The 12967-nt window shown below is 58.6% G+C and carries 1 protein-coding gene, 1 pseudogene and 1 riboswitch; the gene and the pseudogene both read right to left on the reverse strand.

Annotation, left to right across the window (positions count from 1 at the left end):
- Positions 1-123 precede the first annotated feature (123 nt).
- Positions 124-1279 (reverse strand): annotated as a pseudogene (locus DSOUD_RS11135) (IS256 family transposase).
- Positions 1280-1542: 263 nt separating this feature from the next.
- Positions 1543-12396, reverse strand: a complete 10854-nt coding sequence (locus DSOUD_RS11140; RefSeq protein ID WP_053551082.1) for a PKD domain-containing protein — start codon at positions 12394-12396, stop codon at positions 1543-1545.
- Positions 12397-12514: 118 nt separating this feature from the next.
- Positions 12515-12589: riboswitch (cyclic di-GMP riboswitch) on the reverse strand.
- Positions 12590-12967: the final 378 nt, after the last annotated feature.

Genomic DNA, 12967 nt, shown 5'->3' on the forward strand with positions numbered 1-12967 from the left:
ATTCAATATGCAAAATGCGCGCAGGCTATCGACTCTGGACTACACCTAAAGTGTAAGTGGTGCGATAAAGCAACATTCGTTCTGTAAATTCGGCGTCCCTCTTTAGGGTGACACTTTCGGTTATCACATGGTGAGATAAATCCGACCTGTTTCCCACTCTTCCGAGATTTCCATCAGAACCGCGCTGATGAGTCTCAGGCAGGAGGCATCATTCGGGAAGATGGTCGCGACACGTGTTCGCCGGCGGATCTCCCTGTTGATGCGTTCCAAGACATTGCTTGTCCGGATGCGCCTCCAGTGATCCGAAGGGAACAAAAAAAACAACGAGTCCTTCCGGAATGTTTTTCTCCGCCCACGCCACCAGACGCGGTGCCTATTTTTCGTAGCGCTCAATAAACTGGGTGAGCAACCTCTTCGCCTCGATCTCCGTGGACGCATTGAAAATGCTCCGAATGTCGGTGGCAACGCTCTTTTTCATATCCTGCTTTGGCACATAGGCCTGGGCATTCTGTTGCAGATGGAACTGACAGCGTTGCCATGGGATGCTTGGGAAAACCGCCTTGCGGGCCGCCTTGAGGCCTTCGTGAGCATCGCTGATAAACAGTTTGACGCCATGAAGCTTCCGCTCTTGCAGGTGACGGAGAAAGTCGCGCCAATGGGCCTCTTGCTCCGACAGTGCGACGGAGGTGCCTAGAATCTGCCGCATACCGGTGTCGGAAACGCCAATGGCAACCAGAACGGCCATATCCACAACGGCGCCATTACTTCTGACCTTTTCATAGCGGGCGTCGAGATAGACATAGGGATAGGCACCCAATGGGCGATTGCGCCATTGCTCAAGAACAATATCGAGCTCTTGTGCTGCTCGGCTGACTTGGCTGGAGGTCACCTCGAACCCACAAAGCTTCTCGGTGATCTGGGCGACCTTACGGGTCGAAACGCCCTGAACGTACATCTCGGCCAATGCCAGCTTCAAGGCCCGTTCGGAGCGAAGTCCTTTTTCCAGGCTGGAGGGATAAAATCCACCGTCGCGAACCTGAGGAACGGAAAACTCCAGCTCACCGAGCCGGGTCTGGACCGTTTTCGGCTTGAAGCCGTTGGCGTACCCCTGGCGAGCCTCGCTACGCTCGTAAGGTCCAACGCCCAAGTGGTTTTGTCGCTCCAGACGCATCGCCTCGTTGAGCAAGTGGCGAACGGCCTCGCCAAGGCCATTGAAGCGATCAGCAGCGAGCAATTCCAAGACATCCTGAAGTAGGCTATAATCCTCTGGACAGGTCACGGTTTCTCTCCTCTCTGGTTGGGTTTGGCGATTCACCCAAAGAGGATAGCTGTGACCTGTCTTTTTTCAGGTCTCTCGAAATTTACAGAAACGATGATGCACTAACAGTGGTGCCGTTGGTAAGGCATAGACTTCCGCTCAATATATCTAGCCAAAACAATAGAAAGCCTCCCGGTTATTCCAACTTGGCTAACAAAGGAGGCTTTCTATATGTAATTTGATTGTCGTTAATAAACCAAAAAACACCTCAGAAATAATACAATTTAGGGCGATGAAACATTAATGGTGAAGGTATTATCACAGATGTCTTGGTTCAAAAATCCTCCACTGTCATTGCGGGCACGAACGCGAACCAGACACTGAGTTGCTTGGCTTGCAGGATTCGGGATCGACCACACAGTCGTCAAAGCTGGGGCCGCTACAGTGCTTATACCAACCCAGGTTGTCCCGCCGTCCAGCGAATAGGAAAGTTCATAACTCACAGCATTTGTCGCTGCTGACCAGTTCACATTCGTATTCTGCCCGCCGCTTAATACTAAGCCAGCAGCATTGGGATAGGTCACCGACACAGGAACATTGATCGTGAAGAAATTATTTGACACGTCAGCGTTCATCACGACCCCAAGGTCATTGCGGGCACGAACGCGAACCAGACACTGAGTCGCCTGGCTTGCAGGAATCGGGATCGACCACACTGTCGTCAAAGTTGGGGCCGCTACAGTGCTGATACCAACCCAAGTCGTCCCGCCGTTCAGCGAATAGGAAAGTTCATAACTCACAGCATTTGTCGCTGCTGACCAGTTCACATTCGTATTCTGCCCGCCGCTTAATACTAAGCCAGCAGCATTGGGATAGGTCACCGACACGGGAACATTGATCGTGAAGAAATTATTTGACACGTCAGCGTTCATTACGACCCCAAGGTCGTTGCGGGCACGAACGCGAACCAGACACTGAGTCACCTGGCTTGCAGGAATCGGGATCGACCACACTGTCGTCAAAGTTGGGGCCGCTACAGTGCTGATACCAACCCAGGTTGTCCCGCCGTTCAGCGAATAGGAAAGTTCATAACTCACAGCATTTGTCGCTGCTGACCAGTTCACATTCGTATTCTGCCCGCCGCTTAATACTAAGCCAGCAGCATTGGGATAGGTCACCGACACGGGAACATTGATCGTGAAGAAATTATTTGACACGTCAGCGTTCATTACGACCCCAAGGTCGTTGCGGGCACGAACGCGAACCAGACACTGAGTCGCCTGGCTTGCAGGAATCGGGATCGACCACACTGTCGTCAAAGTTGGGGCCGCTACAGTGCTGATACCAACCCAAGTCGTCCCGCCGTTCAGCGAATAGGAAAGTTCATAACTGACAGCATTTGTCGCTGCCGACCAGTTCACATTCGTATTCTGCCCGCCGCTTAATACTAAGCCCGCAGCATTGGGATAGGTCACCGACACAGGAACATTGATCGTGAAGAAATTATTTGACACGTCAGCGTTCATCACGACCCCAAGGTCATTGCGGGCACGAACGCGAACCAGACACTGAGTTGCTTGGCTTGAAAGAATCGGGATCGACCACACAGTCGTCAAAGTTGGAGCCGCTACAGTGCTGATACCGACCCAGGTCGTCCCGCCGTCCACTGAATAAGAAAGTTCATAACTCACAGCATTCGTCGCTGCCGACCAGTTCACATTTGTATTCTGCCCGCCGCTTAAAACTAAGCCAGCAGCATTGGGATAGGTCACGGTGACTGGCACGTTGATGGTGAAAGTCTCATCAGAAACGTCGGAATTCAGTACGACTCCCCGGTCGTCATAAGCAAGGACCTGTACTAGGCATTGATTCGCGACACTAGCCAGATCCGGTACTGTCCAATCAAAGGTAGATGATGGAGACGTAAGAGTTACAATCGTCGTCCAGCTAGCCCCACTATTCGTTGAATAACGGATTTCGTAACTGACGGTTTCAGAAGTGTCATGCCAAATAATCGTTATAGTGCTTCTCCCTTGAAGCGTTTCACCACCATTCGGTGACAAGACTTTTAGTTCATCAACCCGGCATCCACTCCCTGATTGAACCCAATCACTCGGCGTCATAACACTATGAACCGCACGAATTTGATAATAATATGTCCCAGGTGCCCTTCCAGTCACCAGATAAGTCTCATCAGCACCCAAAAGAACATCGTAAGTCTTAGTTCCGGTAAAGGTCCCAGTGGTCGACTCCTCAATCTCATACCCCTCCGCATCCGCCGAAGCGGTCCAGCTCAGAGTGAAATCACCCGTCGTACTACTGGTCGGAACCGTAAAGAGCGACGGCTGCTGCGCCTGATTAAACACATGCACCGTCCTCACCACCCGAACAGCCGCATTCCCCGCCGCATCAGTCACATCATAATAAACCGGATAATCCCCAACGACCGAGGTCACAACAGCCGAAGCATCAATCACAGCACTCAGGCCGGTATCAAAATTGTCACTGACCGTCGCACCCGCCTCAACATAAGCATTACCGAGGAAGACATTCTGCGGATTATCCAAAGGGTTCACCATGGTAATCACCGGCTTCGTCTGATCAAGCTCGATCACCGCCGTCACCTGATGAATATTCCCAGCCAGATCTTTCCCTTCTCCCCAAACCGTCTTGCTCCCCTCTCCCGCAGTCAAAGTCCATAGTGCGGTCGGGCCGACTGTCTGCCAATCTTCGGGCAAGGAGTCGAAGGTGCCGTCATTGGAAAAGCGCACCTGGTCACAGGCTGAACCACCCAGTTCGTCACAGGTCAGATAAAGCGTGACGGTTTCATTATTGGTCGCGATCTGACTAGCAGCAAGGTCATTGATCCTCATCGTGAGGACAGGCGAGATCGAATCGACAGTGACCGTCACCACGGCACTCTCACCGATATTGCCGGCAGCATCCGTGACCACAATCTTGAAATCATGCGACCCCTGGGCAAGAGGGGTGACAATCGGAGCGCCATTCACCTGACTGGCAAAGAGGGTATAGCCACCACCGTTGCTATTGACATAGAGCTCGGCTATGGCGATCTCCGACCCGGTCCCATCCTGATTCCAGCTGATAGTCGGAGTCGTGCTATTCAAAAACCCAGCCACCGGAGCCGTGAGGACTGCTGTCGGCAGATCATTTTCAACGCGAGGGTTGGTCACGTTTATAAATTCTTCCAGGTTGGTGAAGGAATCGTTATCAGGATTTCCCGCGGCGCCGTTGATCCCCGTGGCATCGAGGGGGTCGAGGGTATAGGTGATCTCCCAGGCGTCCGGCAGACCGTCGCCGTCGTCATCCGTATCGAGATCGTTGCAGGTCAGATCGACGTCCGTATCGCCGGTGGCGTCATTGCCGTTGCAGATATCGAGTCCGTCGGCAACGCCGTCGCCGTCGGCGTCCGGAACGTTGCAGCCGATCGCTCCGCCGCTGACCCAGGCGCTGGAGATCAGACCGGTTTTGGTGGCGCGGATCTGGTAGGAGTAGGTCCCCGGCGCCTTGCCGGTGACGTCGAAGCTCGCCACAGCTGTCGGCAGGGTATAGGTCGGAACTCCGGTAAAGGTCCCGGTGGTCGACTCCTCGATCTCGAACCCCTCGGCAATCGCCGGAACCGTCCAGGTCAGGGTGTAGGCGCCGGTGGTGCTGCTGGCCGGCACGACGAAGGAGCCGGGCTGATCGGCGGTGGTCACCACGGTGCAGGAATTGCTGCCGACACCCCAGGTACTTTCCAGATAGCCGTCGGCCGTTGCCTTCACCCGGTAATAGTAAGTCCCCTGGACATCCTGCGTCAAGTTGGCCGGCGGCGTGGTGATTCCCGAAACGGTCTGGGAAATATCGGTAAAGCCGGCATCCCGCGCCTCGACCACCGTATAGGTCACCCCCGTCGGCCCGGAGGTCGTCCAGTTGATGGTCACCTGGTTGCCGGTCGAAGTCATTGGGACGCTGACATTGCCCGGGGTAGGGGCATAGGGATTCACGTTGCACGAATTCCCTCCGACGGCCCAGGTGCTGTCGAAGTAGCCGGGGGCGACCGTCATGATCCGGTAGAAATAAGGGCCCGCCGTATTCTGGGTCAGGGTCGTCGAAGTGCCGACAAAGCCGGTCAGGGTCCGGGAGATATCGGTGAAGCCGACATTTCTTGACTCGACGATGGTATAGGTCGCCCCGGGGGTGGTGGAAGCGGTCCAGGAGAGGGGAACCTGGGTGCCGGTGGAGACCGCAGGGACAATCAGAGCGCTCGGCGGCAGGGCGTCGATCTTGGTGATGGCCCAACTGCCGTCGTTGGTTCCGAAGAGGGTGGAAATTGCGCTGTCGGTCACCTTGAGGCTCAAGGGGAGATTTACACCCTTTTCATAGCCGTTGAGCACCGCCCAATAGATGGTCGGGTTGGGGACGAAGGCGTCGTCGTAGCCGTCGCCGTCGATATCCCAGGCGTAGGTCAGGCTTCTGCCGCAGCCGGCATCGGGGTGGCTCGAGAGATCGCCCTTGAGAACGAGATTTTCTCCGGTCTTGATGGAGTAGGACCCGACGACGGCGGCGATCGGCGTCTGGACGACGGCGGTGGTGAGGGTGCGGGTGGTCGTGGTGCTCCAGCCGTTGGAATCGGTCACCCGCAGGCCCACCGTGTAGGTGGTCGCAGGGTCGGCAAAGACATGGCTCTGGGTGATTCCCGTGGCGTCGGGGAAGACGCCGTCGTTATTGAAGTCCCACTCGTAATTGGCGATGGTGCGCGTCGCGGAGGTGACCGTCGAGCTCGAGGCGTCGAAGGGGAAGGCCGTACAGTAGGAGACCGGCGCCGGCCCGGAGGTGAAGGCGGCGGTGAGCTCACTGACTCGGAAGGTGGTGGTCGCCAGGGTGTTGAGACCCGGATCGTCGGCGTCCTCCACCCGCAGGGCGAGGGGCTGGGCGGCTTCGCGGGTGTAGCCGGAAAGCTGGGTCCAGGGGATGCTCGGCGTAGCGCCGGTCAGATCGCCGAAGATGCCGTCGTTGTTGGTATCCCAGCTGTAAACCAGGGTGTTGCCGCAGGCGGCATCGAGATGGCTTGAGGCGCCGCCGTTGAGAAGAAGGGGCTGCCCTTCGTCGGCCACGTAGGAGCCGCCGATCAAGGCGACGGGCGCCCGGACGGCGGCGGTGGTGATTTCTACGCTTGTGGTGGCCGTCCAGCCGAGGTCGTCGGTGACCTTGAGACTCACCAGGTGATTTCCGGCGGTGGAAAAGCTGTAGGTGGGAAACTCTCCTGTTCCATCGTCAAAAGCGCCGTCGTTATCGAAATCCCAGGCGTAGCTTTGAATGGTGCGAATGGCGTTGGAGTGGGCCGAAGTCGAAGCGTCGAAGGGGAAGGCGCCGCAGTAGGAGACCGGCGCCGGACCGGAGGTGAAGGCGGCGGTCAGTTTGGTGATGGTGAGGGTGGTATCGGCGGTGCTGAACTTGGTCGGATCGGCACTGTGCTCGACCTTGACGCGCAGCGGAATCGCTACATTGCGGGAGAAGGCCGAGATTTGCTCCCAGGGGATGGCGACGGTCGCGGTGGTGCTGGTCGTTTCATAAGTGCCGTCGCTGTTGAAGTCCCAGCTGTAAACGAGGGTATCGCCGCAATTCCCGTCAAGCTGGACCGATGCCCCGGCGTCGAGGGTCAGCACCTGGCCGTCGTCGACAAAGTAGGGTCCGCCGTGGGCGGCGACGGGGGTCTGGTAGGGGGCGGTGACGACGGGAGCGCTGTAAACGGCGCTCCAGCCGTTGGAATCGGTGACCCGCAAACCCACCGTATAGGAGGTGTCAGGGGCGGCAAAGACATGGCTCTGGGTCATTCCCGCCGCGTCCGTGAAGACGAGATCGTTGTCGAAGTCCCACTCGTAAGTGGAAATGGTACGCGTCGTACTGGTGACCGTCGAGGTCGAGGCGTCGAAGGGGAAGGCCGTACAGTAGGAGACCGGCGCCGGTCCGGAGGTGAAAGCGGCGGTGAGCTGACTGACTTTAAAGTCGGTAGTATCCAGGGAATTGAGACCCGGATCGGAAGCGTCCTCCACCCGCAGGGCGAGGGGTTGGGCGGCTTCGCGGGTGTACCCGGAAAGCTGGGTCCAGGGAATGCTCGGCGCAGCGCCCGTCAGGTCGCCGAAAATGCCGTCGTTGTTGGTATCCCAGTTGTAGGCCAGGGTGTTGCCGCAAGCGGCATCGGGATGGGTCGAAAGTTCGCCGTTGAGAAGGAGAGGCTGTCCTTCGTCGGCCACGTAGGGGCCGCCGATGGAGGCGACGGGCGCCCGGACGGCGGCGGTGGTGATCGTCTGGCCGATGGTGTCGGTCCAGCCGAGGTCGTCGGTGACCTGAAGGGTCACCAAATGGTCTCCGGGAGTGCTGAATTTGTAAGTGGGCGTCTCACCAAAGACATCATCGAACTGACCGTCGTTGTCCATGTCCCAGGCGTAGCTGAGGGTACGCGCCGGGTTGGAATGGGTCGAAGTCGAGGCGTCGAAGGGGAAGTCGCCGCAGTAGGAGACCGGCGCCGGCCCGGAGGTGAAGGCGGCGGTGAGTTTGCTGATGGTGAAATTGGTATCGGCGGTGCTGAACCTGGTCGGATCGGCACTGTGCTCGACCTTGACGCGCAGCGGAATCGGCACATCGCGGGGGAAGGCCGAAAGCTGGGTCCAGAGGATGGCGACGGTCGGCGAAGTTTGGTCGATGACTTCATAGGTGCCGTCTTTGCCGAAATCCCAGCTATATTTGAGACCGTCGCCGCAGGCCCCGTCGAGGTGGACCGTCGCCGAGGCGTCGAGGGTCAGCTCCTGGCCGTCGTCGACAAAGTAGGGTCCGCCGTGGGCGGCGACCGGGGTCTGGTAGGTATCGGTGATGACATTGTCGCTGTAAGTGGCGGTCATGCCGTAAGAGTCGGTGACCTTCAGGGTCAGGGTGTGGGTCCCGGGGGCGGGGGCTTCGAAATTGTACCCCGGCGTAGCCGAGTTGAATTCAAAGGTCCCGTCGCTGTTTATATCCCAGGCGTAGTTGACGAGCGTCTCCCCGTTCGGATGGATGGACCCGGACCCGTCGAGAGGGACCCCGGTGCAATAGGGCGGAGCTGAAGGGGGAGTGAAGGTAAAGCTTGCGACCGGCATCTTTATGGTCAGGGTGGCGGTGTCGACGTCGCTGAGAGGAACATCGGCATTGTCGACGACCTCGAGATACAGGGGCAACGCCTGATCCCGGGGGAGGTTCACGAGATCGGCCCAGGGAACGGTGGTGGTCACCCCGCTGGCGTCGTCAAATAAATTGTCGCCGTCGACTTCCCAGTCGTAGGTCATGGAAATGCTGCAGTCGGCATCGGGATGATAGGAGCCGGAGCCTATGAGATCGAGACTCGCCCCGGCGCTGATCACGTAAGGCCCGCCGGCATCGGCCACCGGCGCATGGGGATCCTGAGTGGTGATCGTGTGCTTGATGAAATCGATCTGGTCGAGCTCGTTTTTGACGTACAGGGTGACCTCATGGTCTCCCGCCGAGCCGAAACCGTAGGTCAGAATTTCGCCGACGAAGTCGGGAAGGCCGTCGCCGGTCACATCCCACTTATAGCTTTCGATGGGCCATTCGGGATCGCCGGTGGAGGTTGAGGCATTCAGGGTGACGTTCTGGCAATAGAGTGGGGAGAGGGGTGAGAAAGTAAAGGCGGCAACGGGCGGCAGGCCGCCGAGGACGGGGTCGCAGCTGCCGCCGGTGTCGATGCCGGTCTCGCCGGGATCCTGTATCCCGTTGCTGCAGAGGTTGCCGACGAGAACGAGGGCGTTCCAGTCGTAAATTTCGACATCATCGATGATGTCATCGCCGTTGGTGATGACGTCGATAATTTTTTCCTTGGAGATGGTCCCGGTGCCGTTGTCGTAATCGGTGGCCCGCACCGTCCAGATTCCTTCCAGGACCGGAATGCGGAAATAGCCGAGGGCGTCGGTCTTGACCTCGCTGTAGAGAGGGCCGATGTCAATTTTGTCGACGCCGTTTTTGGCATGGCCGGTCTCGGCGGTGACGACGATATTCTCGGCGCGGGAGCCGTCCGCGTAAAAGACATGCCCCTCGATGATGCCGTCGGCATAGTAGGGGTTGAAGGTCATTTCGCGAGTCTGGCCGAGCAACAGATCGGGAACGACGGCCACGGCCGCCTGGGGGACGAGGTCGCGCGGGACGCCGTTGACCATCAGCTTCCCGGGAGTCTCGGCGATGGCCCACCAGCTGCCGGGGTTCAGACCGATGATCGCCAATCCGTTGGCGTCGCTGGTGCCGTCGGTGCGCAGATTGCGCTGCACCGGATCGAGCTCATTGGCGTCCCGGGAGACAAAAAGGCCGGCCCCGGCAATCGTATGGAGATTGGTCTCATCCTTGAACTGCCCTTTGAGCCAGGCGGTGTCCGGGAAGGCCCAGAAACCGAGGTGGGAGATGCCGCCCGGGTTCAGGACGAGGGAGGCCTGGGGGAGGAAGAGACCGGAGGTGGCCTCGACGGCGGCAAAATACCCGGGCGGGACGTCGGTTTCGAGGGTCCAGCTCAGTCCGGGGGGAGCGGCGCCGAGAGCGGCCAGGACAAAGTCGCCGTTACTGTCGGTTACGGCCTCGGCGGCGTGTCCCAGGGCGGAGGAACCCCGCACCCGGGCGCCGAAGACCGGGCGGCCGTCGTCATAGCTGAGGACCCGGCCGATCACCGTGGCATCGCTTGGCAAAAGGACGAGGGGGATATCGAGTGAGGAGGTGGTTTCGACGGTGACGGCGGTGGCCGGACTCTGGAGAAATCCGCCGGCGCCCCTGACGGCCGAAAGCTTGCCGGAGACCGGCAGGGAGTCATTGATCTGCAGGGTGTAATTGCCGGTGTCGTTGGTGAAGGCAAAGGAGACGATGCGCTCCGGGGCGCTGCCGGTGGTAAAAACGACCAGGGCGTTGCCGATCGGGGTCCCCTCTTCGCTTCCGCTGGCGACATAGCCGCTAATCTGCTTGCTGCCGGTTGCCGCCGTGACGGTGAAGGTCCCGAGGGAGAAGAGGCCGCCGGGAACCTCGGCCCGAACGATGTACTGACCCGTACCGAGCATCCCCCAGCGAGGGGAGGCGCCGAAGGTGGTGGCGAGGGTGCCGAGGGCGGTGCTGCTGTCGGCGGTGAAATTTTCGCCGGCCGTTCCGCCGTCGGCCACCCCCTCGACGACCATCGGCCATTCGTCGCCATTGACGGTGCCGCTGTTATCGGCGTCGAAGGTCAGGGAGAGGATGACCACGCCCCCCGTGGGGAGGTTACCGACGGTAAGAGAAACCGGGCCGGTGCCGGAGACAACCGTGGAGGGAAGGACGGTGAGCCCGGGGACGCCGGGTTCATCCTGATTGTTGTTGGGGTCGGTTCCGGCGGCGAATTCGGCGAAATTGCTGATGCCGTCGCCGTCGAGGTCACTCAGGGCGTCGGTGGCGACGAGGGGATCGAGACCATGGGCGTTTTCATAGACATCGGGTAACCCGTCCTTGTCCGAATCGAGAGCCGGAGCGGAGGTCGGCAAAAAGGTGTAACAGGGGAGAGTCTCGCCGAGGCGGTAGACGGTCCCCGTCGTCGGCTCGAACATATCGTCGGCACCGAGGAAGGCGACATCGCCGCAGCTGTTGATGTCCGGAAAGAGGTGTACGACATCCAGGGGGCAACTCGAGGTCAACGCCCCCCGCGTGCTGGAGACAATCCGGTTCTGCCCGCTGATATTAAACTGTTCATACACCACCTCGCCACTGTCGTTGATGGACGGGCTGTAATGCTCGGTCGGCTCAAAAGTCACCTGCACAGGGACGGTGGTCCCGTAATCGAGCCGGTAGATCTGGGAATTGTCGTTGGCATCGAAAGCAGAACAGACCAGATCGCCGCGATTGTTGATATCGGGAAAAGTGCCGGGAATTTCGAGGGATGTGCGAATGCTTGAGTAAATAGCCCCCCAGTCCTCATAGACCACCTCGCCGGCGTCGTTGATCGAGGGGTGCATCCCGCTCGCCGCCACCGTCACCGGGGTCCCCCCGTCGCTCTTAACGATGGAAGATGAAAAGAAATCCAGTTCGTACTGCTGCCACACCAGGACCCCGTAATTGTTCAAAGCCGGGAATTCATGATGAGAGGGGTCGGAGGTCAACTGCCCCCGCTTGTTCGAGTGAATCTGTAACCAGCCGTTAATATCGCGTTCGGACCAGAGCATTTCCCCAAGGTCGTTGATCGCGGTGCGTTTGCTGGGGGTGGGGAGATCGGCCAGGATGGGGACCGGCAGCCCCTGCTGGCCGCACATCCCTCCGGCGGGGGGTTCTGAAGCGCCGCAGGGGGCAGAGGTCCCCAGGCGATAAACCTCTCCCGGTTGACCTGTCACCCCGCTGTCCCAGGAGGTAAAGACGAGATCGCCACAACTGTTCACCGACGGGTTCCGATGATATTGCACGGCCGGGCAATCGGAGGTCAGTTGGCCGGCACTGGAGAAGACCCGGTCGTTGCCGCTGCCGTCATTCTGAACCCACACCACTTCGCCGTCGTTGCTGATGCTCGGCCAGTTGTGATGCACCCCGTCAGACGTAAGCGGTGTCGGTAGTGTCTCTCCGCTGTTCAGCCCGTATATCTGGACAAATCCGGTGGTCGAATCCAAATTCGACCAGACCACGTCACCATTGTTATTAATGTCGGGATCGGCGCCTGTACCGAGGACACCGCGCAGGGAGGAAAAAATCTCGCCGGACTTGACGAAGACAATTTCTCCACCATCGTTGATGGCAGGGGTTTGTCCGTCGGGGAAAATTTCCCTGACTGTGCCGAGGTCGTTGACCCAGATAGAGTTTCGAATACCGTCATCCTTTTGCCAGACAACGGTGCCGAATTTGTTTATCGAAGGGTTGACGTTGGTCGCCGCATCGAAAGTCAACTGCCCGCGAGTGCTCGAGAATAGCTGGTAATGTATCCCGACTTCAGGGGTGTCGACTTTTTGCGACCAGACGACTTCTCCCAGGTCGTTGATCGCCGCCTTCCCCGGGGCATCGGATGTGGGCGATATCGCGTCCGGACAAACCGCCAGGGCGTAACCGGGGGCACAGAGGAGGACAAGGAGAAGAAGGAACCGGACAGTGCGACGAGCGTTCATGACGACCCCCTGGAGACGAAACAATCGTGTTTTCTGGAAAAAAACAAAAACCGCCCCTCTCCAGAACGGCAGAAGGGCGGTAAAAAAAACCAGCAGACGATACGGCCTTATGGCTCTCTTCGGCAGCTCGGCTGTCCCAGTGGGACCCTTGGCTCTGCGCCCCCGGATTGCTCCGGGTTAGCCCTTATCGGAGAGGACGAAATCTTTTTTTTTCTTTGTTGAGGTTATGCCAGGCGCTCTCTCTGTGTCAACTGATTAATCAAAATCCGTCGGGCAAAAGAAACCGCGATTCAGGTATTTGCAAACCGGAGGAGACGGACAGATCCGCACCCTGACCCCTCTCTGGCGTTGTTTAAATATGCTTTTTTTGTGCCAATTTATGCCCAAAGAATAAAAATTCGAAGGAGAGGCGGATTTTGGCGAGCCCGGCGCGATGCGAGGGGGAACGGGTGGGAGTTTTTCGGGGTTGATCCGGTCGAATAGCGGCGCCGGGCGGAAATTGGCACCAGAACACTGGAAATTATCCGGCTCGGCCGATGTCAGAATCGTTCCATCTGGCGAGGGAGAAGGG

The sequence above is a fragment of the Desulfuromonas soudanensis genome (assembly GCF_001278055.1).
Lineage (GTDB): Bacteria > Desulfobacterota > Desulfuromonadia > Desulfuromonadales > WTL > Deferrimonas > Deferrimonas soudanensis.

Excerpts from the sequence above, each read along its gene's own strand:
- DSOUD_RS11140 (WP_053551082.1), bottom strand. The coding sequence starts at position 12,396 with ATGAACGCTCGTCGCACTGTCCGGTTCCTTCTTCTCCTTGTCCTCCTC.